The organism is Cupriavidus sp. WS, assembly GCF_000395345.1.
Classification (GTDB): Bacteria; Pseudomonadota; Gammaproteobacteria; order Burkholderiales; family Burkholderiaceae; genus Cupriavidus; species Cupriavidus basilensis_B.
The window spans coordinates 1-24,396 of the sequence record NZ_AQPL01000130.1; the positions used below are offsets into that span (position 1 = coordinate 1).

Below are 24,396 nucleotides of genomic sequence, written 5' to 3' on the forward strand. Positions count from 1 at the left end.
CGGCGGCGGCCTGGGCGCCGAGCCGGAACACGGCCACCGTGTCCTTGAGCTTGCCGGCCTGTTCCTCGAGCGACTGCGCGGCCGCGGCCGCTTCCTCGACCAGCGAGGCGTTCTGCTGGGTGACTTCGTCCATCTGGCTCACCGCCCGCGCGACCTGGTCGATGCCGCTGGTCTGTTCGACCGAGGCGGCCGAGATCTCGCCCATGATGTCGGACACGCGCTGGATGTCGCGGATGATCTCGGTCATGGTGGCGCCGGCCTGGTCGACCAGCGTGGTGCCGGTGGTGACGCGCGCCGAGGACTTGTCGATCAGGTCCTTGATCTCCTTGGCCGCGCTCGACGAGCGCTGCGCCAGCGTGCGCACTTCGCCGGCCACCACCGCGAAGCCGCGGCCCTGCTCGCCGGCGCGCGCCGCTTCCACGGCGGCGTTGAGCGCCAGGATGTTGGTCTGGAAGGCAATGCCTTCGATGATGCTGATGATGTCGGCGATGCGCGCCGAGCTTTCGTTGATCTCGCTCATGGTCGAGACCACGTTGCGGATCACCTCGCCGCCGTGGTTGGCGGTTCCCGACGCGGTGGCGGCCAGCGAGGCGGCCTGGCGCGCATTGTCGGCGTTCTGCTTCACGGTGCCGGTGAGTTCTTCCATGCTGGCGGCGGTCTGCTCCAGCGAGGCGGCCTGCTGCTCCGTGCGCGACGACAGGTCGACGTTGCCGGCGGCGATCTGCTTGGTGGCCGCGGCGATGGTCTCGCTGCCGGTGCGCACGGCCAGCACGGTCTGCGCCAGCCCGTCCTGCATGCGCGCGATGCCCGCCAGCAACAGGCCCATTTCGTCCTGGGAGTGCACGTGGACGGTGCGGCTCAGGTCGCCGGCGGTGATGTACTCGAAGTGCTCCAGCGCGGCCTCGAGCGGCCGCGCGATGGCGCGGCGCAGCGCCAGCCAGCTGTAGACGGCAAGCGCGAGGCCGCCGAGCAGCGCGACCACGGTGATGGTGCGGAAGCGCGAGAAGGAAGCCTCGGCATCCTCGTAGCTGGTGCGGGCGCGCTCGGTCTGCAGCTTGCTGAGCGCCTCGGCGCTGGACTGCAGCGCGGCGTAGAACGGCGTGTGCGCGACGCCGGTGGCGATGATCTTCTCATGGTCCCCCGACCTGATCGCGTCGGTGAAGGTATCGAGCGCGCCGTACAGCGCCTTGCGCTTCGCGCTCACTTCCTGGGCCAGGCGGTCTTCCTCCGCGTCGCGCGGCAGCGCCAGGTAGCGCTGCCACGCGGCATCGGCGTTGCTGAGGAATTTCACGTTGCGCGCCAGCAGCTCGGCGGCGTGGGGCGAGGCCGGGTCCAGGGCGGCGCTGAACAGCGAGGTCCGCACGCGGCCCAGCCAGCTATCGGCCTCGGCGATGGCGATGGCGCTCGGCAGCTGGTTGGCGTAGGTCGCGTGGTTGGCCTCGTTGCTGCGCGTCATGCCGAGCAGGCCGAGCGCCCCGACCACGACCAGGAGGAGGGAAAGCACGAACATCGCGATGGCGAGCCGGGCCTTGATGGTGAGCTTCGATAGCATTGCTTGATCCATGTATTGAGGAAAATCTCAATACGTATTTACGGCAGGGGCAATGCCGGCTGAAGCTGTGCCGCCGCGTGCGCGCAGCGGCGGCACGCGCCCGCGCGCGCCGGCGCTCGCGAAGCGGGTCCGCGCGCTGTGCGTATTCCTGAGGCGGCGGCTGGCGGCGCAGGCGTTGGAACCCAGCAGAATCAAGGGATTGGGGCGCGCGCGGCGGCTCCCGCGCGGGAGCGGCGCGGGCATGCGTCGTTGCCGTTGTCCGTCAGGCCGGACAATGATTCCGCCGCCCGGGACAATAATCCGGCCCGGGCGGGTGCGTCCGGCGCCTCGCCAGGCGCGGTCGTTCGGGCCTATGCTCACGGCTTGTCAGGCACGAACAGCGAAGGAGCACAAATGACGTGGTCAGCCCAGCAGTATGTGAAATTCGAGAACGAACGCACCCGCCCGGTGCGCGACCTGCTGGCCGCCGTGCCGGGGCGCGCGCCGCGCCTTGCCGTGGACATCGGCTGCGGCCCCGGCAATTCGACCGAGGTGCTGGCGGCCAGCTTCCCGGGCGCCAGCGTCACCGGCCTCGACAGCTCGGCCGACATGATCGCCGCCGCGCGCAAGCGCCTGCCCGCGCTGCAGTTCGAAGTGGCCAGCATCGAGCACTGGCAGGCCCCCGGCCCCTACGACCTCATCCTCGCCAACGCGGTGCTGCAATGGCTGCCCGACCACGAGCGCCTGCTGCCGGCGCTGGCCGCCAAGCTGGCGCCCGGCGGCAGCCTCGCCATCCAGGTGCCGGACACGCTCGACACGCCCGCGCACCGCCTGATGCGCGACGTCGCCGCCGACGGCCCGTGGGCGGCCCGGCTCGCCGCCGCCGCGCAGGCGCGCACCACGCTGGCCCGCCCGGACTGGTATTACGCGCTGCTGCGCGCGCACTGCGGCACCGTCGACGTCTGGCAGACCACCTACTACCATGCGCTGGCGGGCGGCCCGGCGGCCATTGTGGAGTGGTTCAAGGGCACCGGCCTGCGTCCGTTCCTCGATCCGCTCGACGAAGCCCAGCGCGGCGCCTATCTCGAGCGCTACACGGCGGAAGTGGCGCGCGCCTACCCGCTCCTGGCCGACGGCTCCGTGCTGCTGCCGTTCCCGCGCTTCTTCATCGTGGCGACGCGCTGAGGCGGGCCGGGCCGGCGCGGGAAAGGGTGCCGAACCGGGGCGCCGGGCTGCGCTGGCGCCGGCATCGAAGTAACATTGCGGACATGGCGCCAGCCCGCACCCGGAGACCTTCCCCATGAACACGAAAACAGTCAAGATTCCCGGCCCCGATCACCCGATCACGATCGCCGCCAATCCCGGGCGCGTCGTCGTCAGGGCCGGCGGCGCGGTGGTGGCCGATACCCGCGCGGCGCTGACGCTGTGCGAGGCGTCCTACCCGGCGGTGCAGTACGTGCCGCGCGCGGACGTGGACATGGCGCGCCTGGAGCGCACCGACCATGCCACCTATTGCCCGTACAAGGGCGATTGCGCCTACTACAGTATTCCCGCGGGCGGCGCGCGCGCCGCCCGCGCGGTGTGGACCTACGAGCATCCCTACGCGGCCGTGGCGCAGATCGCCGGCTATCTCGCGTTCGACCCGGCCAGGGTCGACAGCATCGAAGTCACCGCCGGCTGAGCGCCGGCCGATCAATCTGCGCAGGACCCGCTGCAAGTGCTTGAATGCATGAATGCGCGTGGCGACAGCCACGCACCGACGAACTGATGACAACATGGATGACCATTTTCGGCACGGGGCAGGTGCGCTGCCCATCTTGTTCCGGCTGCTTGCCAGGCTGCCGCTGCCACTGCTGCAGGCCACCGGGCGCCTGCTCGGCAAGCTGGCCTACGCGGCGCCGGGCCGCTACCGCGAGCGCCTGCGCGCCAACGCCGCCATCGCCGGCTATGCGGACCCCGCCTTCGCGCGCCACGCCGCCGGCGAAGCCGGCGCCATGATCATGGAACTGCCGCGGGTCTGGTTCCGCACCCAGCAGAGCGTGGGCCAGGTGGTCACCGACGACTGGCAGGTGGTGCAGGACGCCGTCGACGACGGCCGCGGCATCCTGTTCCTGACGCCGCACCTGGGCTGCTTCGAGATCACCGCGCGCTACACCGCCCAGCGCCTGCCGCTGACCGTGATGTTCCGCCCGCCGCGCAAGGACATCATGGCGCCGTTGCTGGACGCCGCGCGCGGCATGTCGGGCCTGCAGGTGGTGCCGGCCACCTCGCAGGGCGTGCGCGCCTTCGTGCGGGCGCTGCGCCAGGGCAACGCGGTCGGGCTGCTGCCGGACCAGGCGCCGAGCTTCGGCGATGGCGTGTGGGTGCCGTTCTTCGGCCGCCTGGCCTACACCATGACGCTGCCGGGCAAGCTCGCCATGCAGACCGGCGTGCCGATCATCCTGGCCGCGGGCGAGCGGCTGCCGCAAGGGCGCGGCTGGCGCATGCACTACGTGCGCCTGCCCGAGCTGCCGGCCGCGGCGCCGGCGCAGGCGGCGCTGCTCAACGCCGAGATGGAACGGCTGATCCGGCGCTTTCCGCAGCAATACCTGTGGAGCTACAACCGCTACAAGGTGCCGCCGGGCGCACCGCCCGCGCCAGCCGAGGCGGAGCCGGGCGTGCCGGAGGCGCTGTAGGCACTGTAGGCGCCGGGGGAGCCGGGAGAGCCACGGCAAGCGCCGCAGGCGGCACAACCGCCGCGCCGACGGAAATTTCCGCTCCCGACATGCGTTTGACGTGGGTCAATGGCCGCCGCGAGCCGTCCCGCTAAGATGGTTTCCGTCATGGAGATGCGGGGGCGCTCTTCATGACTTGTCTACCCGTTTCCAAGTACGGAAACTTAGCCCGCGCCACGCAAGTGGGGCGGGCTTTTTTCTTTGGCGGTCCATCTTGTGCGGTCTAGTCAGGTGTGGCGCGCTTGCGCGGCCTGCGCGCCGTCGCGAAACGCCGCGGCGACGGCTTCGACGATCGCCGGCCATATGCCGGGTTGCCGAAGCACGGGAATTTCCTTAGCGAGCGCGTTGCTGAGCTGGCCCTGGTTCTGCTCGATCGAGCGCAACACGCGGTCGGCCTGGTGGTCCGGCATTTCGACGATTTCCTTGAGCGCGCGGCGGGCCTGCGCGTGACTGCGCAGGTAGCGCGATTCTTCGCGCATCTGCTCGGTGAGTGTGCGTGCGATGAGGTCGGACAAGTACAACACATGGGGGCCGAGATCGGGATAGCGCCACAGGGGCCTGGCCGGGTCGGCGCCCGTGAAGGCGAAGTTCGATACGACGCCGTCCGGATACGTGGTCTGCGTGGATGCGAACGATACGTAGTCGCGCACGCCCTGCATGAGCGGTCCGGACACCTGGTCCAGCACCCTGTCGTAGTCGCGGCGGCCTGCCGCATCGTCCAGAATCGCCGCGGATACGGGCAGAATGACCGGTTCGGGAATGACGTTGTCCCGCCGCAGCACGTCGTTGATCAGGAAGCGGTGAACCCGGCCATTTCCATCGGCCAGCGGGTGTATATAGACAAAGCCGAAGGCGGCAACGGCGCTACGCATCACCGGCGACTGGCCGCGCGTGCGCGCCAGGAAGATCCGCAGTCCCTCCAGCATGGCGGGCACATCTTCCTGGACCGGGGCGACGTAATGCACGACTTCATTGAAGCGGACCGTTTCCCCCACGAACACCGGCGACTGCCGCAGGCCGAAATGCGTCAGCGTGGTCGTGTTGCCGAGAATGTCGCGCTGCAGTTCGGCTACGGCGGCGTCCGCCAGGGGCTGCTCGCCCTGAGCGGTGCGCCGCGCCATCACGTCGGCGAAGCGCTGGATGCGGGTCGTGCGATCGGCCTCTCCCTCGATGGCAAAGCTGGCCTTGCTTTCTCTCAAGGTCATCCAGGCGGCGGCACGCATGAGCAGGTCTTCGCCGAACTCGTTGGCCAGATCGTCGAACAGCCGGCGCACGTCCAGTGCCGCGGCCTGCTGGAAGGCCTCGGTCTTCACCAGCGTCGGGCAGAAGTGGCGCGTCCCGGGCAGGTTGTCGTTGATGCGCCAACGCTGGGTCTTCACGATCTGGCCGGCCGACGCGGCGACCAGCTTGGCATCGTCGAGCACGTCGACATAATTGCCGGCCAACCGCTCGGGCACCTGCAGATGGTCGCCGGTCAGCCACTCGTACAAGAAGGCCGCGCGGCGGGCATATTGCCCGGTGGGCTCGGCCATCACCCAGTCCTGGACGAAGCCGGGACCCGAGCGGGTGAACAAGCGCGCGAGGAATTCCAGTTGTGGCACTTCGTGCCGCAGGTGAAACTGCAGGTGCGCCGCGGCTTCGTCCGCCGGGCGCATGGTTTCGGGGTAGGTCTCCAGCCGGTAGCCGTCGTTGGCTTCGCTGGCGCGCCGTCCGCCGATCCGGCTGAGCACGGGCAGCCGTGCCAAGGGCATGACACTGTAGTGCGTGGCCAGCCAGGCGGCACCGGCCGGGTCATCAGGCAGGTCAGGCATGTGCAGGTTCCGGTAGGTTGACGCGTCGGCCTCGGCGCAAAAACGATCATCGGCGGGTCTTTGGGGTGTCCGCCGATTTCGGGTGAGCAAAATGGATTATAAATCCTCGGGTTTGCGCAAATTTGATTTTCTGCGGGGAGGGCACGCATGACATCGAGTGGAAATGTGGCGCCCGCGCCGTTCGCGCCGGACCGGCTCTCGGTCGGCCTGACGCTGCCGCTGCTGGGCGCGGGCCGCATCGTCGCGGATTTCGGGGAGCAGTTGAGCCTGGCCGCGCACGCGGACGCGCTCGGCTTTCGCGCGCTGTGGGTGCGCGACGTGCCGCTGAACAGCGCCGCCTATCCCGATCCGGTCGGGCATCTCGATCCCTGGGTCTTCCTCGGCGCGCTGGCCGCGCGGACCGGGCGCATCGCGCTGGTCAGCGGCGCCATCGTGCTCACGCTGCGCCACCCGCTGCATGTGGCCAAGGCGGCGGTATCGGTGGCGGCGCTGTCGCAGGGCCGATTCATCCTCGGCCTGGGTTCCGGGGACCGGCCGGCCGAATATGCCGCCTTCGGGCAGGACACGGCGGCGCGGCGCGATCTGTATCTGCGCCACTGGCAGACCGTCGCGGCGGCGGTGGCCAGGCCCTCCCGCGTGGTGCCGGACCTCGTTGCCGAAGGCGAGGCGGGCGGTGCCGAAGCCTTCTTCCTGCTGCCGGAACTCGCGCAGCCGATTCCGCTGCTCGCGGTCGGCTCCGGCGGGCAGAGCGTCGACTGGATCGCGCGCCATGCCATCGGCTGGATGACATACCACCGCGAGCCGGCGGTGCAGCGCGAGCGCTACCGCATGTGGCGCGCGGCGGTCGAGCGCGCCGCGCCGGGGCAGTTCCGCGCGTTCGGCGTGGCCATGCAGCTCGACCTCGCCGACGATCCCGGCGCGCCGCCCACGGCCATCCCGCTCGGCTACCGCACCGGTCGGCGCGGGCTGGCCGCCGTGCTCGCCGGGATGCGCGACAGCGGCACGCACCACGTCACGCTCAACCTGGGTTCGTCGCAGCGCGCGCCGCGCGAGGTGATGGAGGAAATCGCGGCGGAGGTCCTGCCGGCATTCCACGCCGGCTGAGGGCGAACGGGGCTGCAGGGGTGGTCGCGAGGCGTCATGGGCGCCATCGGCGGGCACCCCGTATGACGCGCCGGGCATGTCCATATTTCCGCGAAATCTTATGCGGAAAACGTGCAAGGATCGGCGAAACCATTCGTTCCTTTCAGATAGGCCGGTCGGTAGTCTTCTTCCCTGACACAAGCCTTCCCACGAAGGAAGGCCATGAAACGCGGCGCAAAGGCGCCATTTCACGACAGATGACGGGAGCAAGACACATGATTCGCAAGCTGGCCATCGGATTCGCGGCACTGGCCGTGATCGGTTCCACCCAGGTCGCCTGGGCCAACACCACGCTGCTCAATGTTTCGTACGACCCCACGCGCGAGCTGTACGTGGATGTCAACGCCGCTTTCGCCAAGGCCTGGAAGGCCAAGGGCGGCGACGCCGTGACCATCCGCCAGTCGCACGGTGGCTCGGGCAAGCAGGCGCGCTCGGTGATCGACGGGCTGGATGCGGACGTGGTCACGCTGGCGCTGGGCTACGACATCGATGCCATCGCCGAGAAGGGCCTGCTCAAGGCCGACTGGCAAAAGCGCCTGCCGCACAATGCCTCGCCCTATACCTCGACCATCGTGTTCCTGGTGCGCAAGGGCAATCCCAAGGGCATCAAGGACTGGAACGACCTGATCAAGCCGGGCGTGCAGGTGATCACCCCCAACCCGAAGACCTCGGGCGGCGCGCGCTGGAACTACCTGGCCGCGTGGGGCTACGCGCTGCGCCAGCCGGGCGGCAATGAGCAGAAGGCCAAGGAGTTCGTCGGCGCGCTGCTGAAGAACGTGCCGGTGCTCGACTCCGGCGCGCGCGGCGCGACCACCACCTTCGTCGAGCGCGGCCTCGGCGACGTGCTGATCGCGTGGGAAAACGAAGCGATCCTGGCCATCAAGGAACTGGGTCCGGACAAGTTCGACATCGTCGCGCCGTCCATCTCGATCCTGGCCGAGCCGCCGGTGGCGGTGGTCGACAAGGTGGTGGACAAGAAGGGCACGCGCAAGGTGGCCGAGGCCTACCTGCAGTTCCTGTACACCGACGAAGGCCAGGAAATCGCGGCCAAGAACTACTACCGCCCGATCTCCGAGAAGATCGCCGCCAAGTACGCGGCCAACTTCCCGAAGGTCAAGCTGTTCACCATCGACGAAGAGTTCGGCGGCTGGCAGAAGGCGCAGAAGGCGCACTTCGCCGACGGCGGCTCGTTCGACCAGATCTACCAGCCCGGCAAGAAATAAGCGGCGGCGTGAGCGCGGCGCCCACCGAACCCGCCGCGCCCGCTGCGCCAACCAGCCAACAAGGAAAGCCCGATGTCCATCCTGACCCTGTCCGGCAGCCCCTCCGCACCGTCGCGCTCCGGACACCTGCTGACGCATCTGCGCGGCGTGCTCGAAGCCGCCGGCGAGCGTACCAGCCACCTGGCGCTGCGGGAACTGCCGCCCGCCGCGCTGCTGGCGGCCAGGGTGGACGACCCCGAGATCGCCGCCGCCACCCGCGCGGTGGCCGAGGCCCAGGTGGTGATCCTGGCCACGCCGGTCTACAAGGCGGCCTACAGCGGCCTGCTCAAGACCTTCCTCGACCTGCTGCCCCAGACCGGCCTGCGCGACAAGGTGGTGCTGCCGATCGCCACCGGCGGCAGCCTGGCCCACACGCTGGCCATCGACTACGCCTTGCGCCCGGTGCTGTCCGCGCTCGGCGCGCGCCACATCCTGCCCGGCATCTTCGCCGTGGACCAGCAGATTGCCTATTCCGAGACGCAAGGCCTGAGCCTCGATCCCGCGCTGGATGCGCGCCTGGCCGAAGGCGTGCTGCGCCTGCGCGAGGCGCTGGCCCATGCCCGCATCGCGGTGCCGCTGGACCTGCTGCCCGGCACGGCCGCCGGCGCGGATACGTCCACCGCGCCCGCCGCATTCTCGCGCGCGGCGGCGCGCCCGGCCGCGGCCGGGCGATGTTCCGCCTGAGTTGACGCGGGCGGCGCCTGCCGCCCGCCCGCTTGCCTCGCGCCTTGATTGCCATGCCGCCTGCGGGCCGGCAGGCGGGCATGCGCGCGCCGCATCGCCTTGCTTCGCTTCGCACAGGATCATCTTCGTACAGGACCATTCCACATGACTTCGCCCATCTCCACGCCCGCCGGCCACCACAGCGCGCCCGCCGCCGGCGCCAGCCTCAAGCGCCGCCTGCTGCTGGCCGCGCTGGTGGCCGCCACCGGCCTGGCCTATGCGCTGCTGCCCGGCCGCGCGCAGGCGCAGGACACCAGCAACAAGGTGCTGCGCATCGGCTACCAGAAGTACGGCACGCTGACGCTGCTCAAGGCGCGCGGCACGCTGGAAAAGCGCCTCGCGCCGCTGGGCATCGCGGTCAGGTGGACGGAGTTCCCGGCCGGCCCGCAACTGCTCGAAGGCCTGAACGTGGGCGCCATCGATTTCGGCACCGTGGGCGAAGCCCCGCCGATCTTCGCGCAGGCCGCCGGCGCGCAACTGGCCTACATCGGCAACGAGCCGCCCGCGCCGGCGGCCGAGGCCATCGTGGTGCCCAAGGGTTCGGCGCTCAAGTCGGTGGCGGACCTGCGCGGCAAGCGCGTGGCGCTGAACAAGGGCTCGAACGTGCATTACCTGCTGGTGCGCCTGCTGGAAAAGGCCGGCGTGCCCTACAGCGAGATCCAGCCGGTCTATCTGGCCCCGGCCGACGCGCGTGCGGCCTTCGAGCGCGGCGCGGTGGACGCCTGGGCGATCTGGGACCCGTTCCTGGCCGCCGCCGAGAAGCAGCTCGACGCGCGCGTGCTGGCCGACGGCCGCGGCGCCGACGGCAAGAACGTGGTCAGCAACCACCAGTTCTACCTGGCCTCGCGCCCTTACGTGCAGGCCCGGCCCGACGTGGTCAACCTGATCCTGGAGGAGCTCGCCACGCTGGGCACCTGGGCCGAGAAGAACCCCAAGGAAGCCGTGACCGTGCTGGTCCCGCAACTGGGCCTCGACCCGGCCGTGGTGACGCTGGCGGTGTCGCGCTTTTCCTACGGCGCCAAGGCCGTGACGCCGGCCGTGCTGGGCGAGCAGCAGCGCATCGCCGACGTGTTCTACACGCTCAAGCTGATTCCCAAGCCGGTCAAGGTGGCCGACGCCGCCTGGCAGGCGCAGCGCTGAGCGGCGCGCCGGCCGCGCACGATTCCACGAGGCTGTCGCCCAGAACGGCCCTGATCCCATAGCCCCCGACAAGCTCAACAGGTGAAGACATGCAGGTTTTCTGGTTCATCCCCACGCACGGCGACAGCCGCTATCTCGGCACCTCGGATGGGGCGCGCGAAGTCAATTTCGATTACCTGAAGCAGATCGCCACCGCCGCCGACAACCTCGGCTACGAAGGCGTGCTGATTCCCACCGGCCGCTCCTGCGAAGATCCGTGGGTGGCCGCCTCGATGCTGGCCGCGGTCACGCGCCGGCTGCGCTTCCTGGTGGCGGTGCGCCCGGGCCTGATGGCGCCCACGCTGGCCGCGCGCATGGCGGCCACGTTCGACCGCCTGTCCGGCGGGCGGCTGCTGGTCAACCTCGTGACCGGCGGCGACGTGTCGGAGCTCGAAGGCGATGGCCTGTTCCTCGACCATGCCGAGCGCTATGAAGCCTCGGCCGAGTTCATCCGCGTGTGGCGCGACGTGCTGGCCGCCAGCCACGAAGGCGCCGCGGTGGACTTCGACGGCAAGCATCTCAAGGTCAAGGGCGCCAAGGTCCTGTACCCGCCGCTGCAGCGGCCGCATCCGCCGGTGTATTTCGGCGGCTCGTCGGAAGCCGCGCACGAGCTGGCCGCCGAGCAGGTCGAAACCTACCTGACCTGGGGCGAGCCGCCGCAGGACGTGGCGAAGAAGCTGGCCGACGTGCGCGCGCGCGCCGCGCGCCACGGGCGCACCGTGCGCTTCGGCATCCGCCTGCACGTGATCGTGCGCGAGACCGACGCCGAGGCCTGGGCCGCGGCCGACCAGCTGATCAGCCACCTCGACGACGAGACCGTGGCGCGCGCGCAGGCGGTGTTCGCCAAGATGGATTCCGAGGGCCAGCGCCGCATGGCCGCGCTGCACGCCGGCGGCGGCAAGCGCTCGCGCGCGGAGCTGGAGATCAGCCCCAACCTGTGGGCCGGCGTCGGCCTGGTGCGCGGCGGCGCCGGCACCGCGCTGGTGGGCGACGCGCGGACCGTGGCCGCGCGCATGCAGGAATACGCCGAGCTGGGCATCGACACCTTCGTGCTGTCCGGCTACCCGCACCTCGAGGAAGCCTACCGCTTCGCCGAGCTGGTGTTCCCGCTGCTGCCGCGCTCGGTGCAGGACAAGCTGCCGGGCAAGGTGCTGTCCGGCCCGTTCGGCGAAGTGATGGCGACCGGCATCGTGCCGCGCGCGTCGCAGAGCTGAGGAGACACGCCATGAGCGCCCCCTCGACACTCCCGCCGCGCCGCATCGCGTGGCTGCATCAGGCCGCGGCCGCCGCCGCGCCGTGGGCGGTCCCGGTGCTGCTGGTGCTGGGCTGGCAACTGGCCGCGCAGGCCGGCTGGCTGTCCAGCCGCATCCTGCCGGCGCCGCTCGACGTGGTGAAAGCCGCGTGGGGCCTGGCCGTGACCGGCGAACTGTGGCGCCACGTATGGGTCAGCAGCTGGCGCGCGGCGGCCGGCTTCGCCATCGGCGGCGGCTTCGGGCTCGTGCTGGGGCTGCTGACCGGCACCTTCCGCCCGGCCGCGACGCTGCTCGACAGCACGCTGCAGATGATCCGCAACATTCCCACGCTGGCGCTGATCCCGCTGGTGATCCTGTGGTTCGGCATCGACGAGACCGCCAAGCTGTTCCTGGTCTCGCTGGGCGTGTTTTTCCCGATCTACCTCAACACCTACCACGGCATCCGCGCGGTGGACCCGGGCCTGATCGAGATGGCGCGCAGCTACGGCCTGTCCGGCTGGCGGCTGTACCGCGAGGTGATTCTGCCGGGCGCCTTGCCCAGCATCCTGGTGGGCGTGCGTTTCTCGCTCGGCCTGATGTGGGTGATCCTGATCGTGGCGGAAACCATCTCGGCGCAATCGGGCATCGGCTACATGACCATGAACGCGCGCGAGTTCCTGCAGACCGACGTGGTGCTGGTGGGCATCCTGCTCTACGCGCTGCTGGGCAAGCTGGCCGACCTGCTGTCGCGCGGGCTGGAGCGGTTCTGGCTGCGCTGGCATCCCGGCTACCAGGCGCATTGAGCGCGCGCCAAGGAGAACACGACATGCAGAGCAATCCGATCGAACACGCGGCACTGGCCGAGGTTCCCGCCAGCGAGGCCGTCCCCGGCCTGGCGCTGCGCGTGCAGCAGGTGGTCAAGCAGTACGGCGGGCGCGAGGTGCTGCACGGCATCGACCTGCAGGCCGCGCCCGGCGAGTTCCTCGCCATCGTGGGCCGCAGCGGCTGCGGCAAGAGCACCTTGCTGCGGCTGGTGGCGGGCCTGGAAGACAGCGACGGCGGCACCGTGGCGCTCGACGACGCGCCGGGCCGCGCGCAGCGCGAGGCGGTGCGGGTGATGTTCCAGGACGCGCGCCTGCTGCCCTGGAAGAAGGTGCTGGACAACGTGGCGCTGGGTTTGCCGCGCGCGCGCCGCGCCGACGCGGCCCGCGTGCTGGCGCAGGTCGGTCTGGCCGAACGCGCCGACGAATGGCCGGCGCGCCTGTCGGGCGGCCAGCGCCAGCGCGTGGCGCTGGCGCGCGCGCTGGTCCACCATCCGCGCCTGCTGCTGCTCGACGAGCCGCTGGGCGCGCTCGACGCGCTCACGCGCATCGAGATGCAGGGCCTGATCGAAGGGCTGTGGCAGCGCCTGGGCTTCACCGCGCTGCTGGTCACGCACGATGTCTCGGAAGCGGTGGCGCTGGCCGACCGCGTGGTGCTGATCGAGGACGGGCGCATCGCGCTGGACCAGCGCGTGGCGCTGCCGCGGCCGCGCCAGCGCGGCTCGGCGGCCTTCGCGCAGCTCGAGGACGCGGTGCTGCGCCGGGTCATGCAGCGCGCCGGCGAGGAGCCGGCACCGCGCGAGGACGGCCAGGCCGACTGGCTCGCCGGGCGGACCGTGGATTCGGTGCGCTGGGCGATCTAGCGCCCGGCGGGAGGCAGGGCAGGGACAACAGAGGCGGCAGGCGGCACAGGTGGCACGGCGCACATCCCGCGTCCGTGCCGGGCGCGCCGCGGGCGCCACTCAGCGCCATCTTTTACGCATTCTTCATTTTCACTCGTACAACGGAGCTTCTATCATGAGCATTCAAGCCATCAACGTTCGCAACCAGTTCCGCGGCAAGGTCGCCGCCATCATCGAAGGCCCGGTGGTCTCGGAAGTCGACGTCGAGACGCCGGCCGGCATCGTCACCTCGGTCATCACCACCCGCTCGGTCAAGGATCTCGGCCTCACCATCGGCAGCGAAGTGGTTGCCCTGGTCAAGGCCACCGAGGTTTCGCTGGCCAAGCTCTGAGGCCCCGCCTCGGGCGGCAGGCGCAAAAGGAATTCGTCATGGCAAGCGCGGATGAAGCAGGCGTGGGGCTGGCAGCCCTCACGCATTACCTGGACGGACTGCCGCGGCAACCCGGCAGCGACCGCCAGCTATGGCGGGACGAGCACGGCCAGGTGCAGGGCCAGTTCTACAATTGTTCGCTGACCAGCGCCTTCGAGCCGCTCATCACCCTGTCGAGCCGCGACGTGGTGGCGCACGAAGGCACGCTGCGCACCTATGCCGGCGACGGCGTGGGGCTGGCGGCGTGGAAGCTGTTCGCGATGGCGGCCGACGACGCCTCGCTGGTGTCGCTCGACCGGCTCTCGCGGCTGGTGCACGCGATCAACTATTTCGCCGCGGACGGCGACCGCAAGCTGGTGCTCAACGTGCACAACCGGCTGCTGGCCGCGGTCGCGGACGACCACGGCGCGGCGTTCCGGCGCGCGCTGCAGTCGCTCGGCCTGCCGCTCGACCGCTTCGTGATCCAGGTGCCGGCCAGCGCCAACGACGACCTGCCGCTGCTGCTCCACGTGGTCGGCAACTACCGGCGCAACGGCTTCGCCGTGAGCCTGCAGGCGTCCGACCCGGCCGAGGCCGGCGCGCTGATGGCGCACGCGTTGCCCAATTGGCTCAAGCTCGACATGCGCCGCAACTGGACCGACCGCCAGCTCGCCGGGCTGCAGGCCAGCGCCGACAGCGCCGGCGTGACCCTGATCGGGCGCCGGCTGCAGAACGCCGAGCATGCCGAGCGGCTGCAGGCGGCGGGCATCGTGCTAGGGCAGGGCGTGTTTACCGGAGAGGCGGTAAGCGCACGCCGGCTGCGCGAGACGCGGCCGGACACGGAGGCGCCCGGCGCCGGCGATGCCGGCGGCGAGGCGCGCTCCGGGCCGGGCGGCGCGCCGCTGGAGTACAGCAAGGAGCCGATATGACGCAAAGCAAGGGGATGGCTGCCGCGCCGGCGGCCGAGGTGCGGCTGAAAGTGCCGAAGGGCCTGCAGATCCTCACCGTGCCCGGCCTGCACGGCAGCGGCCAGGGCCACTGGCAGAGCCGCTGGGAGCAGCGCTTTCCCGACTGGCAGCGCGTGGAGCAGCACGACTGGTCGCGCCCGAGCCTGCCGCTGTGGGCCGAGCGCGTCTCGGAGAGCATCATGCGCGCCCAGCGCGTGGCGTCGCGCGGGGCCATCCTGGTGGCGCACAGTTTCGGCTGCCTGGCCACGCTGCGCCAGGCCGCGCTCGACGCCGAGGGCATCGCCGGCGCCTTGCTGGTGGCGCCGGCCGATCCGGACAAGTTCGGCGTGGCCGGCCTGCTGCCGGCGCACCGGCTGCCGTTCCCGACCATCCTCGTGGCCAGCCGCAACGATCCCTGGATGCAGCAGCGCACCGCGTTCAGCTGGGGCACGTTGTGGGGCAGCGAACTGCACGACGCGGGCACGCTGGGTCACATCAATGCCGATTCCGGCCTGGGCCAGTGGCCGGCGGGGCTGGCCCTGCTCGATACCCTGATCCAGCGCATCGAGGCGCAAGGCAGCGCCGGCCTGGCTGGAGACCGCGCCGGGCCGTGGGATGCTGAGGTGGAAGTGTCCTCGACCATCCCTTATATCTAAAACGTCTAAGAAAATACGCAAATATTCGTTCTGTTTATAAGGACGTATCTGCAGAATTTGTCTCGTAGGCCGGTGCGTTATGCGCCGGCGTCATAAAGAAGCCGCCAGCGGTTTCCCGTTCCGCCCCCTGCAAGCCCGGCCGCCCAGTGCGCCTGCCAGGCGCGCGCAGCCGGTGCGCGCGTGACGGGCAGGGCGCGGGCGGATACAGACGGCGCTCACGAGACGATATGCCTCCCTCGATTTCCCTGGCGGACAACCCGCCCCCGGCCCGGCCGGATGCCCCGCAGGCGCACGGACGCCTGCCCGGCAAGACCAGCCGGCGGCATTTCACGGTGCTGCCCGGCTTCGGCCTGTCGCTGGGCTTCACGCTGTTCTACCTGACGCTGATCGTCCTGATCCCGCTGTCGGCCACCTTCCTCAAGACCTTCACCATGAGCTGGGAAGCGTTCTGGGGCGCGGTGACGGCACCGCGCGTGGTGGCCTCGCTGGAACTGAGCTTCGGCGCCTCGCTGATCGCCGCCATCGTCAATACTGTGTTCGGCCTCGTGGTGGCGTGGGTGCTGGTGCGCTACCGCTTTCCGGGCAAGCGCCTGATCGACGCGCTGGTGGACCTGCCGTTCGCGCTGCCGACCGCGGTGGCCGGTATCGCGCTGACCGCGCTGTATGCCGGCAACGGCTGGATCGGCCGCTACCTGGAGCCGCTCGGCATCAAGGTGGCGTTCACCCCGCTGGGCGTGGTGGTGGCGCTGACCTTCATCGGGCTGCCGTTCGTGGTGCGCACGGTGCAGCCGGTGCTGGAGGACGCGGAGCAGGAGCTGGAAGAGGCCGCCGCCAGCCTCGGCGCCACGCGCCTGCAGACCTTCGCGCGCGTGATCCTGCCGACCATCCTGCCGGCGCTGCTGACCGGCTTCGCGCTGTCGTTCGCGCGCGCCACCGGCGAGTACGGCTCGGTGGTGTTCATCTCCGGCAACATGCCGATGGTCTCCGAGATCGCGCCGCTGATGATCTATTCGAAGCTGGAGCAATACGACTACGCGGGCGCCACCGCGGTGGCGGTGGTGATGCTGGTGATCTCGTTCGCGCTGCTGCTGCTCATCAACGTGCTGCAGGCATGGACGCGCCGCCACCACACGGCCGGGCGCGCCGCCGCGGCGCAGGAACAGGAGAGCTGAGATGGCCGGCATCGTCACCAAGGGCCTGGGCGGCCGCGCCCAGCCCGCCGCGCATTTCGCGGACGCTACCGCGGAGGCGCCGTGGGTGCGCTACACGCTGATCACGGTCGCGGTCCTGTTCCTCGCGCTGTTCCTGTTCATCCCGCTGGCCTCGGTGTTCTACGAGGCGCTGCGCAAGGGCGTGCAGACCTATTTCGATTCGCTGGTCGAGCCCGACGCGGTGGCCGCGATCGAGCTCACGCTGCTGGTGGCCGCCATCGCGGTGCCGCTCAACGTGGTGTTCGGCGTGTCGGCGGCATGGGCCATCGCCAAGTTCGAGTTCCGCGGCAAGAACCTGCTGACCACGCTGATCGACCTGCCGTTCTCGGTCTCGCCGGTGATCTCGGGGCTGGTCTACGTGCTGCTGTTCGGCGCGCAGGGCTGGCTCGGACCGTGGCTGGAAGCGCACGACATCAAGATCATGTTCGCGGTGCCGGGCATCGTGCTGGCCACCATCTTCGTGACCTTCCCGTTCGTCGCGCGCGAGCTGATCCCGCTGATGCAGGCGCAGGGCAGCGAGGAGGAAGAGGCCGCCATCGTGCTGGGCGCGTCCGGCTGGCAGACCTTCCGGCGCATCACGCTGCCCAACATCCGCTGGGGCCTGCTGTACGGCGTGATCCTGTGCAACGCGCGGGCGATGGGCGAGTTCGGCGCGGTGTCGGTGGTGTCGGGCCACATCCGCGGGCTGACCAACACCATGCCGCTGCACGTGGAGATCCTCTACAACGAATACAACTTCGCGGCGGCCTTCGCGGTGGCCTCGCTGCTGACGCTGCTGGCCCTGGTCACGCTCGGCATCAAGACGCTGGTGGAATACCGGGCGCGCCGCGAGCACGCCGAAGACGAGAATATCGCGCCGGAGAACCCGGGCGCGGGCAATTTGCAAGGACAGGCATCATGAGCATCCAGGTCAGGAATGTGCAGAAGCGCTTCGGCAATTTCGTCGCGCTCGACGACGTCTCGCTCGATTTCGACGAAGGCCAGCTGACGGCGCTGCTGGGGCCCTCGGGCTGCGGCAAGACCACCCTGCTGCGCATCATCGCCGGGCTGGAGCGCGCCGACGCGGGCCAGGTCCTGCTGGAAGGCCGCGATGCCTCCAACCAGCACGTGCGCCAGCGCCAGGTGGGCTTCGTGTTCCAGCACTACGCGCTGTTCAAGCACATGACGGTGTTCGAGAACGTGGCCTTCGGCCTGCGCGTGAAGCCGCGCGGCGAGCGCCCGGCCGAGGCGCAGATCCGCGAGAAGGTGCGCTCGCTGCTGGAGCTGGTGCAGCTCGACTGGCTGGCCGACCGCTATCCGCCGCAGCTGTCCGGCGGCCAGCGCCAGCGCATCGCGCTGGCCCGCGCGCTGGCGGTGGAGCCGCGCGTGCTGCTGCTCGACGAGCCGTTCGGCGCGCTCGACGCCAAGGTGCGCAAGGAACTGCGCCGCTGGCTGCGCCGCCTGCACGACGAACTGCACGTGACCAGCGTGTTCGTCACCCACGACCAGGAAGAGGCGCTCGAGGTGGCCGACCAGGTGGTGCTGATGAACCGCGGCCACGTGGAGCAGGCCGGCACGCCGGAGGCGGTCTACAACCACCCGGCCACGCCGTTCGTGTTCGGCTTCCTCGGCAACGTCAACCTGTTCCACGGCCGCCTGGAAGTGGGCGAGCGCGGCGGCCTGCTGCACACCGGCGAGGCGATCCTGCCGGTGGTCGGCAGCGGCCACGAGACCGCCGGCGACGCGGTCGCCTACGTGCGCCCGCACGACCTCGACCTGGAGCGCTACGCGCCGGGCGCCGAGGGCATCGCCGTGACCCTGCGCCGCGCGCTCACGCTCGGCCCGGTGGCCCAGCTCGAGCTCGAGCGCGAGGACAACCAGGAAGTGATCGAGGTGGCCCTGCCGCTCGAGCGCTTCCGCCACCAGGGCTTCCGCGAAGGCGAGCTGCTCGCGGTGCGGCCGCGCCAGCTGCGCGTCTTTGTCCAATCCGAATCGTCAACCCGCGCGCCGGCCAAGCCCGCGCCCGCAGGAGCCGCACAATGAACTTCCAGCAACTGCGTTCGATCCGCGAGGCGGTACGCCGCCAGTTCAACCTGACCGAGGTCGCCAACGCGCTCTATACCTCGCAGCCCGGCGTGTCGCGCCAGATCCGCGAGCTCGAGGAAGAGCTCGGGGTGGAAATCTTCGAGCGCTACGGCAAGCGCCTGACCGGCCTGACCGAGCCCGGCCGCGAGATCGTGCGGATCGTGGAGCGGCTGCTGCTCGAGGCCGAGAACCTGCGCCAGGCCGGCGACGAGTTCGCCGGGCGCCACACCGGCCGGCTGACCGTGGCGACCACCCACACCCAGGCGCGCTACGCGCTGCCCAAGGTGGTGCAGAGCTTCCGCCGCGCCTATCCGCACGTGACGCTGGCGCTGCAGGAAGCCTCGCCGGCGCATATCGTGGAGCTGCTGCTGACCGGGCAGGCGGACATCGGCATCGCCACCGAGGCGGTGGCCAGCGAGGCCGGCCTGACCTCGTTCGAGGCCTATAGCTGGCAGCACGTGCTGGTGGTGTCGCCCGGGCATCCGCTCACGCATGTGCCCGAGCCGACGCTGGAAGACATCGCCGGCTTCCCGATCATCACCTATGACGCCGGCTTCACCGGCCGCCGCAAAATCGACGGCGCGTTCGCCGCCGCCGGCCTGCAGCCGGAGATCGTGCTGACCGCGATGGACGCCGACGTGATCAAGACCTACGCCGAGCTGGACCTGGGCGTGGGCATCATCGCCTCGATGGCCTACGACGAGCGCAAGGATGCCGGCCTGGTGCGGATCTCGGCCGACCACCTGTTCGAGCCCAACACCACCAGCGTGGCCGTGCGCCGCGGCGCCTACCTGCGCGGCTACGCGCACGCCTTCATCAACATGTTCGCGCCGCACCTGTCGCGCGACACGGTCAGCAACGCGCTGTCCGAGCCGGCCGGCGGCCCCGCGGTCGAGGCCTGAGCACCGGCGCCGGCCACGGCGCGCACGTTCTCCGGGCTGTTGCGCCGCCGCCGTCACTGGCGGCGGCGCCGTATCGGGCGGTGCCGCTCGCGCCGCATCCTCGCGCTTCGCGCTCCCGATCCTCCATTCGTCGCACGCCACTTCCGCCATGCACGCGGCAGGCGTACAGTTCGTGCAGTACGTGGCGGATCACTCTGGCGCCGCACCATGCGGCGACACGACCGCGGAAAGACGAACGAGGCGAGCGCAATATGACACGAGGCCGTGGCGGCAGGGGGCTGCTGCTCCCCATCATCCTGATCGCGCTGGGCGCGCTGTTCCTGGCGCACAACGCCGGCATGCTGCCCGCGCGCGCCGTTCGCGACGGCTGGCCGCTGATCCTGGTCGCGCTCGGCGCCGGGCTGCTGGCGCGCCGGCTGGTGCCGCGCCGCGCCGCGCGGCGGGAGCCGCGGCCGTGAGCGCCCGCCCTGCATGGCTGCGCAGCGCGTGCCTGCGTGCCGGGGTGGGCGGGCATGCACGGAGGCCGGCCGTCGGCGGCGCATGGCGATGAGCCTCCCTTACAATAGGTTTTCGCCGGCCCGCCCGCGGCACCCGCGCAGGCCGGCGCGGCTTCTGTTCTTACCGATGTCACCGATCCTGCTGATTTCGCCGGCCTGGCCGGCACCCGAGCCTCGTATGGAGCTTCCGTCCTCATGAAATCGCTGGGCCGCTGTCCGGCCGCCATGCCTTCGCGCGTTTCCATCCTCGGGCGCGACCTCGTGTTCGTGCTGTGCATGAACACCGTGATCGCCGTGAGCCTGAACTATGGCTTCCGCACCGGCGGCTCGCTGTTGCACAACTTCGTCTACAGCCACCTGATCGGCCTGTCGATCTGGCTGCTGATCGACGTCGCCCGCGTGCTGATCTGGTGGAACGAGCGCCCCACGCGCTGGCCGTTCATCTGCCTGGCCGCGGTCGCCGTGCCGCTCGGGGTGCTGCTGGGCAGCTGGGCCACGCGCATCGTGCTGGGCGAGCCGGCCAAGTCCTTCCAGGAAGCCAGCGACATGCTGCGCATGTGCCTGGTGGTGGGCATGCTGGCGGCGGCCAGCATGATCTATTTCTACTGGTCGCGCGAGAAGCTGGCGCACCTGGAGCGGCAGGCCGCGCTGGACGCGCTGCAGCGCGAGGAGGCCGAGAAGCAGCTGGTGCGCGCGCAGCTGATGGCGCTGCAGGCGCAGATCGAGCCGCATTTCCTGTTCAACTCGCTGGCCAACCTGGACTGCCTGATCGCCACCGACCAGAAGGCCGCGCGGCGCCTGCTGCAGCGGCTGATCGGCTTCCTGCGGATGTCGCTGGCGCACACGCGCGCCGAGCAGTGCACGCTGCGCCAGGAGTTCGAGCTGCTGCGCAGCTATCTCGACATCCAGGGCCTGCGCTTCGGCACGCGCCTGAACTACAGCATCGACCTGCCGCCGGAACTGGCGGAAGTGGAGATCCCGCCGATGCTGATCCAGCCGCTGGTGGAAAACGCGGTCAGCCACGGCATCGAGCCGTGCATGCATGGCGGCAGCATCGCGCTGTCCGCGCGCGCGCTCGGCGCCGGCGCGGTGCAGGTGGTGATCGCCGACACCGGCGTGGGCTTCGGCCACGCCGTGACCAAGGGCTCGGGCCTGGGGCTGACCCACGTGCGCGAGCGCCTGGCGCGCATCTTCGGCGCGTCGGCCGGCATGCAGATGGAGGAGAACGCGCCGCGCGGCGTGATCGTGCGCCTGACGCTGCCGGTGATGCGCGCGCCGGCCGCCGCCGTGCCCACGCCAGCACAGTCGCAGGCGCCGGCCGGCGGCATCGGCGCCGGGCTGGCCCCGGTGGCGCGTGCCGCCGTGCGCGGGGCCGCTCCGGCCTCGCATTCCTGACGCGCCGGGCACCGCCGGCGCCGTCCCGTTTTCCGACAGTCCATTACCGTTGCCATGTCCCCGACCTTGTTGATCGCCGACGACGAGCCGCTGCTCGCGCGCGCGCTGCATGCCGAACTGAGCGGCCTCTGGCCCGAGGCGCGCATCGTCTCCGTGGTGCACGACGGCGTGTCCGCGCTGGAGGCGGCGCGCCAGCACGGGCCGCAGGTGGCCTTCCTCGACATCCGCATGCCGGGCATGAGCGGCATGGACGTGGCGCGCGAGCTGATGGCGTTCGACCGGCCGCCGCTGGTGGTGTTCGTCACCGCCTACGACCAGTTCGCGCTAGAGGCCTTCGAGCGCGAGGCCGTCGACTACGTGCTCAAGCCGGTGCAGCCGGACCGGCTCGAAGCCACCGTGCAGCGTCTCAAGGGGCGGCTGGCCGAGCATGCCCAGGCCAGCGAGGAAGCCGGCGCGGGCGGGGCGGCGCTGGACGCCGCGCGCCTGGCGCAGCTGCTGGCGCGGCTGGAGACGCTGGAGCCCGGCGGCGGCGGGCAGCCGCCGGCCGCGGGGCCGGCGCAGCACGGCTACCTGCGTTTCATCAAGGCGCTGGTGGGGCAGGAGATCCGCATCATCCCGGTCGACGAGGTGATCTACCTCGAAGCCACCGACAAGTACGTCAACGTGGTCTCCACCGGCGGCGAGGCGCTGATCCGCACCAGCCTGCGCGAACTCTCGCAGCAGCTCGATCCCGAGCGCTTCTGGCAGATCCATCGCGGCACCGTGGTCAACATCGACTGCGTGGCCAGCGCCGTGAACCAGTCGCTCGGGCGGCTCGCGCTGAAACTGCGCAACCGCTCCGAGACCCTGGCGGTGGCGCGCCAGTACGCCTACCTGTTCAAGCAGATGTAGTGCCCGGGGGCATGCCTGCCGCGGGCGGTTTTCCTCTATGATGCGGCCCGATACCCGATGCTTTTTCCACTCTCACGAATCAGGAGCCGCCCATGAACTTTGCAACCACCGATCTGTGCGATGACAACGAAGACCGCCTGGCCGACGGCACGCTGCGCGTGCTGACGCCGGGGTTCCGCCATTTCGGCAAGCGCGCGGTCTTCGCCGGCCCGGCCGCCACGCTCAAGGTGTTCGAGGACAACTCGCTGGTGCGCGAGGCGGTGGAGTCGCCCGGCAACGGCCGCGTGCTGGTGGTCGACGGCGGCGGCTCGCTGCGCTGCGCGCTGGTGGGCGGCAAGCTCGGCGTGCTGGCCGAGAAGAACGGCTGGGCCGGCATCGTCGTCAACGGCTGCGTGCGCGACAGCGCGGAGCTGGACGCATGCGACATCGGCGTGCGCGCGCTGGCGCTGCATCCGCAGAAAAGCCAGAAGCGCAACATCGGCGAGCGCGAGGTGGCGGTGCAGATGCCCGGCGCGGTGGTGCGCCCCGGCAACTGGATCTATGCCGACGCCGACGGCGTGCTGGTGGCGGACGGCAAGCTGGAGGGCTGAGCATGCCGGTGGTCTTTGTCTACGGCACGCTGCGCGCCGGCGAGGTCAACGACCTCAACGCCGCCGCGCGCCGGCACGGCATCGCGGCGCCGCGCCTGCTGGGCGGCGCCACCGTGCCGGGCCGGCTCTACGACTTCGGCAGCTATCCCGGGCTGGTGCCGGACGCCGCCGCGCCCGGCGTGGCCGGCGACCTCTATGAAGTGGACGCCGCGCTGGTGCCGGTGCTCGACGAGATCGAGGAGGTCTACCCGGGCCAGGCCTCGCTGTTCGTGCGCGAGGAGCGCGCGGTGTCCGCCGCGGGCGGGCCGGTCGTCTGCCTGCTGTATCCGGTGGCCGAGTCCGCCGTGGCCGGGCTGCCGCGCATCGCGTCGGGAGACTGGGTGGCGTACCGCCGCGCGCGCGAGGCCGGCCTGCGCCAGGCCTGAGCGCGCCGCCGTTTCAAACGGCATGGCCGGTGCTCGCCGCGCCCGCGCGGCTGGCGTAGCATCGGCAACCATTCCATCACCCGATGTCATGGTCCGCGCATGCTTTCTTCCCCGCTTCCCTCCGAGGCCGCTCCCGCCCGGCTATCCGTCCGGTCCGGCGATGTCCGCCTCGCCGTCCAGACCTGGGGCGACCCGTCGCGCCGCGCCATCGTGCTGGTGCACGGCTATCCCGACAACAGCGCGGTCTGGCACGGCGTGGCGCCGCTGCTGGCCGATGACTACCACGTGGTTGCCTACGACGTGCGCGGCGCGGGCGCGTCGTCGGCGCCCGCGGGCGTGGCCGCCTACCGGCTGGAGCGGCTGGCGGAGGACTTCGGCGCGGTGATCGATGCGGTGTCGCCCGGCGCGCCGGTGCATCTGGTCGGGCACGACTGGGGCTCGATCCAGTGCTGGGAGTTCGCCACCGAGCCGCGCCTGCGCGGGCGCATCGCCTCGTTCACCTCATGCTCCGGCCCCTGCCTCGACCATGCCGGCCACTGGATGCGCGGCAACCGCCGGCTCTCGCGCGCGGCGCTGGCGCGCTCGCTGCGGCAGGCGCTCTCGTCCTGGTACATCTATGTGTTCCACCTGCCGTGGCTGCCGGAGCTGAGCTGGCGGCTGTGGATGGGCCGCGCGTGGCCGCGCTACCTGAAGCTGTCGGAGGGCGTGGCGGCGCGGCCCAGCCCCACGCAGGTGGCCGACGGCTGCCACGGCCTGGCGCTGTACCGCGCCAACATGCTGCGCCGGCTGCTCGCGCCGGGCGAGCGCCATGCGCACGCGCCGGTGCAGGTGATCGTGCCGCTGCGCGACCGCTACGTCAGCCCGGCGCTGTCGGCGGACCTGTCGCGCTGGGTGGGACGGTGGTGGCGCCGCGAGGTGGCGGCGCGACACTGGCTGCCGCTGGCCGACCCGGCCGGCATGGCCGCCATGATCCTGGAGCTGGCCCGGCATGTCGACGGCGCTCCCGAGGCGCAGGCGCTGCAGCGCGCGCGCATGCCGGACGGGCAGGGCGCCGGTGCGGCGGCGGCGTGATCGCCCCGCATGCCATCTTCCACTTTTTCACAATGCGGAATGTCGTTTTGAGCCACAAAAAATGTGGCTGCGTAGCACAA

At 70.7% G+C, this 24,396-nt stretch carries 25 protein-coding genes; 23 read left to right on the plus strand and 2 right to left on the minus strand.

Annotation, left to right across the window (positions count from 1 at the left end; all coding sequences use genetic code 11):
- The coding region (locus K206_RS0112125) for a methyl-accepting chemotaxis protein (protein ID WP_020202682.1) at positions 1-1,552 on the minus strand (1,552 nt) is incomplete at its 3' end.
- Positions 1,553-1,945: 393 nt separating this feature from the next.
- Here K206_RS0112125 and tam point away from each other — a divergent pair.
- From tam to K206_RS0112140, 3 genes are all read left to right on the plus strand, one after another.
- Positions 1,946-2,716 carry a trans-aconitate 2-methyltransferase gene (gene tam, locus K206_RS0112130; protein ID WP_020202683.1) on the plus strand — a complete coding sequence of 257 codons (771 nt, stop codon included), beginning with the start codon at positions 1,946-1,948 and terminating at the stop codon, positions 2,714-2,716.
- A 115-nt stretch (positions 2,717-2,831) separates the two neighbouring features.
- Complete coding sequence (locus K206_RS0112135; protein WP_020202684.1) at positions 2,832-3,212, plus strand: DUF427 domain-containing protein; 381 nt, start codon at positions 2,832-2,834, stop codon at positions 3,210-3,212.
- A 94-nt stretch (positions 3,213-3,306) separates the two neighbouring features.
- Positions 3,307-4,206, plus strand: a complete 900-nt coding sequence (locus K206_RS0112140) for a lysophospholipid acyltransferase family protein (RefSeq protein WP_020202685.1) — start codon at positions 3,307-3,309, stop codon at positions 4,204-4,206.
- Positions 4,207-4,472: 266 nt separating this feature from the next.
- On the opposite strand, the gene K206_RS0112145 is transcribed toward K206_RS0112140, so the two are convergent.
- Positions 4,473-6,056 (minus strand): Fic family protein, encoded by a 1,584-nt coding sequence (locus tag K206_RS0112145; protein ID WP_020202686.1) that lies wholly within the window; start codon positions 6,054-6,056, stop codon positions 4,473-4,475.
- 147 nt (positions 6,057-6,203) lie between these two features.
- Between K206_RS0112145 and K206_RS0112150 the strand changes: the two genes are divergently transcribed.
- The 20 genes from K206_RS0112150 (at position 6,204) to K206_RS0112245 (ending at position 24,316) form a co-directional block, all read left to right on the plus strand.
- Positions 6,204-7,160, plus strand: coding sequence for a TIGR03571 family LLM class oxidoreductase (locus tag K206_RS0112150; protein ID WP_029043537.1), 957 nt, complete (start codon positions 6,204-6,206; stop codon positions 7,158-7,160).
- 254 nt (positions 7,161-7,414) lie between these two features.
- Positions 7,415-8,422 (plus strand): sulfate ABC transporter substrate-binding protein, encoded by a 1,008-nt coding sequence (locus K206_RS0112155; RefSeq protein WP_020202688.1) that lies wholly within the window; start codon positions 7,415-7,417, stop codon positions 8,420-8,422.
- A gap of 72 nt (positions 8,423-8,494) precedes the next feature.
- A complete protein-coding gene (ssuE, locus tag K206_RS38075) occupies positions 8,495-9,145 on the plus strand; it encodes an NADPH-dependent FMN reductase (protein ID WP_020202689.1) in 651 nt (216 codons plus the stop codon).
- A 144-nt stretch (positions 9,146-9,289) separates the two neighbouring features.
- Entirely contained in the window at positions 9,290-10,324 is a 1,035-nt protein-coding gene (locus tag K206_RS0112165) for a sulfonate ABC transporter substrate-binding protein (protein ID WP_020202690.1), read from the plus strand.
- A gap of 89 nt (positions 10,325-10,413) precedes the next feature.
- Positions 10,414-11,577, plus strand: a complete 1,164-nt coding sequence (ssuD, locus tag K206_RS0112170) for an FMNH2-dependent alkanesulfonate monooxygenase (RefSeq protein WP_020202691.1) — start codon at positions 10,414-10,416, stop codon at positions 11,575-11,577.
- 11 nt (positions 11,578-11,588) lie between these two features.
- Complete coding sequence (gene ssuC, locus K206_RS0112175; protein WP_020202692.1) at positions 11,589-12,398, plus strand: aliphatic sulfonate ABC transporter permease SsuC; 810 nt, start codon at positions 11,589-11,591, stop codon at positions 12,396-12,398.
- A 23-nt stretch (positions 12,399-12,421) separates the two neighbouring features.
- Positions 12,422-13,279, plus strand: coding sequence for an ATP-binding cassette domain-containing protein (locus K206_RS0112180; protein ID WP_020202693.1), 858 nt, complete (start codon positions 12,422-12,424; stop codon positions 13,277-13,279).
- 154 nt (positions 13,280-13,433) lie between these two features.
- Positions 13,434-13,649, plus strand: coding sequence for a molybdopterin-binding protein (locus tag K206_RS0112185; RefSeq protein ID WP_006161487.1), 216 nt, complete (start codon positions 13,434-13,436; stop codon positions 13,647-13,649).
- Positions 13,650-13,687: 38 nt separating this feature from the next.
- Entirely contained in the window at positions 13,688-14,596 is a 909-nt protein-coding gene (locus K206_RS0112190) for an EAL domain-containing protein (protein WP_020202694.1), read from the plus strand.
- Positions 14,593-15,270: an alpha/beta hydrolase gene (locus tag K206_RS0112195; RefSeq protein ID WP_020202695.1), complete on the plus strand. Its 678-nt coding sequence runs from the start codon at positions 14,593-14,595 to the stop codon at positions 15,268-15,270. Before K206_RS0112190 ends, K206_RS0112195 begins: the two co-directional genes overlap by 4 nt.
- A 227-nt stretch (positions 15,271-15,497) precedes the next feature.
- Positions 15,498-16,442 (plus strand): sulfate ABC transporter permease subunit CysT, encoded by a 945-nt coding sequence (gene cysT, locus K206_RS0112200; protein WP_020202696.1) that lies wholly within the window; start codon positions 15,498-15,500, stop codon positions 16,440-16,442.
- A 1-nt stretch (position 16,443) separates the two neighbouring features.
- Positions 16,444-17,382 (plus strand): sulfate ABC transporter permease subunit CysW, encoded by a 939-nt coding sequence (gene cysW / locus K206_RS0112205; RefSeq protein ID WP_020202697.1) that lies wholly within the window; start codon positions 16,444-16,446, stop codon positions 17,380-17,382.
- Positions 17,379-18,503: a sulfate/molybdate ABC transporter ATP-binding protein gene (locus tag K206_RS0112210; protein ID WP_020202698.1), complete on the plus strand. Its 1,125-nt coding sequence runs from the start codon at positions 17,379-17,381 to the stop codon at positions 18,501-18,503. The genes cysW and K206_RS0112210 overlap by 4 nt, the downstream gene beginning before the upstream one ends.
- Positions 18,500-19,447, plus strand: a complete 948-nt coding sequence (locus tag K206_RS0112215) for a CysB family HTH-type transcriptional regulator (RefSeq protein WP_020202699.1) — start codon at positions 18,500-18,502, stop codon at positions 19,445-19,447. The genes K206_RS0112210 and K206_RS0112215 overlap by 4 nt, the downstream gene beginning before the upstream one ends.
- Positions 19,448-19,698: 251 nt before the next feature.
- Positions 19,699-19,905, plus strand: a complete 207-nt coding sequence (locus K206_RS0112220) for a LiaI-LiaF-like domain-containing protein (protein WP_020202700.1) — start codon at positions 19,699-19,701, stop codon at positions 19,903-19,905.
- A 234-nt stretch (positions 19,906-20,139) separates the two neighbouring features.
- Positions 20,140-21,339, plus strand: a complete 1,200-nt coding sequence (locus K206_RS0112225) for a sensor histidine kinase (RefSeq protein ID WP_020202701.1) — start codon at positions 20,140-20,142, stop codon at positions 21,337-21,339.
- A gap of 54 nt (positions 21,340-21,393) precedes the next feature.
- Entirely contained in the window at positions 21,394-22,230 is an 837-nt protein-coding gene (locus K206_RS0112230) for a LytTR family DNA-binding domain-containing protein (protein WP_020202702.1), read from the plus strand.
- Positions 22,231-22,322: 92 nt separating this feature from the next.
- Positions 22,323-22,820: a ribonuclease E activity regulator RraA gene (rraA, locus tag K206_RS0112235; RefSeq protein ID WP_020202703.1), complete on the plus strand. Its 498-nt coding sequence runs from the start codon at positions 22,323-22,325 to the stop codon at positions 22,818-22,820.
- 2 nt (positions 22,821-22,822) lie between these two features.
- On the plus strand, positions 22,823-23,245 hold the full coding sequence (locus K206_RS0112240; RefSeq protein ID WP_020202704.1) for a gamma-glutamylcyclotransferase: 423 nt from the start codon (positions 22,823-22,825) through the stop codon (positions 23,243-23,245).
- A 99-nt stretch (positions 23,246-23,344) separates the two neighbouring features.
- Positions 23,345-24,316, plus strand: coding sequence for an alpha/beta fold hydrolase (locus tag K206_RS0112245; RefSeq protein ID WP_020423760.1), 972 nt, complete (start codon positions 23,345-23,347; stop codon positions 24,314-24,316).
- The last annotated feature ends 80 nt before the right edge of the window (positions 24,317-24,396 follow it).

Bases quoted from the DNA above. Each gene is read 5' to 3' on its own strand.
- tam (WP_020202683.1), top strand. From the start codon at position 1,946: ATGACGTGGTCAGCCCAGCAGTATGTGAAATTCGAGAACGAACGCACC.
- K206_RS0112135 (WP_020202684.1), top strand. From the start codon at position 2,832: ATGAACACGAAAACAGTCAAGATTCCCGGCCCCGATCACCCGATCACG.
- K206_RS0112140 (WP_020202685.1), top strand. From the start codon at position 3,307: ATGGATGACCATTTTCGGCACGGGGCAGGTGCGCTGCCCATCTTGTTC.
- K206_RS0112145 (WP_020202686.1), bottom strand. From the start codon at position 6,056: ATGCCTGACCTGCCTGATGACCCGGCCGGTGCCGCCTGGCTGGCCACG.
- K206_RS0112150 (WP_029043537.1), top strand. From the start codon at position 6,204: ATGACATCGAGTGGAAATGTGGCGCCCGCGCCGTTCGCGCCGGACCGG.
- K206_RS0112155 (WP_020202688.1), top strand. From the start codon at position 7,415: ATGATTCGCAAGCTGGCCATCGGATTCGCGGCACTGGCCGTGATCGGT.
- ssuE (WP_020202689.1), top strand. From the start codon at position 8,495: ATGTCCATCCTGACCCTGTCCGGCAGCCCCTCCGCACCGTCGCGCTCC.
- K206_RS0112165 (WP_020202690.1), top strand. From the start codon at position 9,290: ATGACTTCGCCCATCTCCACGCCCGCCGGCCACCACAGCGCGCCCGCC.
- ssuD (WP_020202691.1), top strand. From the start codon at position 10,414: ATGCAGGTTTTCTGGTTCATCCCCACGCACGGCGACAGCCGCTATCTC.
- ssuC (WP_020202692.1), top strand. From the start codon at position 11,589: ATGAGCGCCCCCTCGACACTCCCGCCGCGCCGCATCGCGTGGCTGCAT.
- K206_RS0112180 (WP_020202693.1), top strand. From the start codon at position 12,422: ATGCAGAGCAATCCGATCGAACACGCGGCACTGGCCGAGGTTCCCGCC.
- K206_RS0112185 (WP_006161487.1), top strand. From the start codon at position 13,434: ATGAGCATTCAAGCCATCAACGTTCGCAACCAGTTCCGCGGCAAGGTC.
- K206_RS0112190 (WP_020202694.1), top strand. From the start codon at position 13,688: ATGGCAAGCGCGGATGAAGCAGGCGTGGGGCTGGCAGCCCTCACGCAT.
- K206_RS0112195 (WP_020202695.1), top strand. From the start codon at position 14,593: ATGACGCAAAGCAAGGGGATGGCTGCCGCGCCGGCGGCCGAGGTGCGG.
- cysT (WP_020202696.1), top strand. From the start codon at position 15,498: ATGCCTCCCTCGATTTCCCTGGCGGACAACCCGCCCCCGGCCCGGCCG.
- cysW (WP_020202697.1), top strand. From the start codon at position 16,444: ATGGCCGGCATCGTCACCAAGGGCCTGGGCGGCCGCGCCCAGCCCGCC.
- K206_RS0112210 (WP_020202698.1), top strand. From the start codon at position 17,379: ATGAGCATCCAGGTCAGGAATGTGCAGAAGCGCTTCGGCAATTTCGTC.
- K206_RS0112215 (WP_020202699.1), top strand. From the start codon at position 18,500: ATGAACTTCCAGCAACTGCGTTCGATCCGCGAGGCGGTACGCCGCCAG.
- K206_RS0112220 (WP_020202700.1), top strand. From the start codon at position 19,699: ATGACACGAGGCCGTGGCGGCAGGGGGCTGCTGCTCCCCATCATCCTG.
- K206_RS0112225 (WP_020202701.1), top strand. From the start codon at position 20,140: ATGAAATCGCTGGGCCGCTGTCCGGCCGCCATGCCTTCGCGCGTTTCC.
- K206_RS0112230 (WP_020202702.1), top strand. From the start codon at position 21,394: ATGTCCCCGACCTTGTTGATCGCCGACGACGAGCCGCTGCTCGCGCGC.
- rraA (WP_020202703.1), top strand. From the start codon at position 22,323: ATGAACTTTGCAACCACCGATCTGTGCGATGACAACGAAGACCGCCTG.
- K206_RS0112240 (WP_020202704.1), top strand. From the start codon at position 22,823: ATGCCGGTGGTCTTTGTCTACGGCACGCTGCGCGCCGGCGAGGTCAAC.
- K206_RS0112245 (WP_020423760.1), top strand. From the start codon at position 23,345: ATGCTTTCTTCCCCGCTTCCCTCCGAGGCCGCTCCCGCCCGGCTATCC.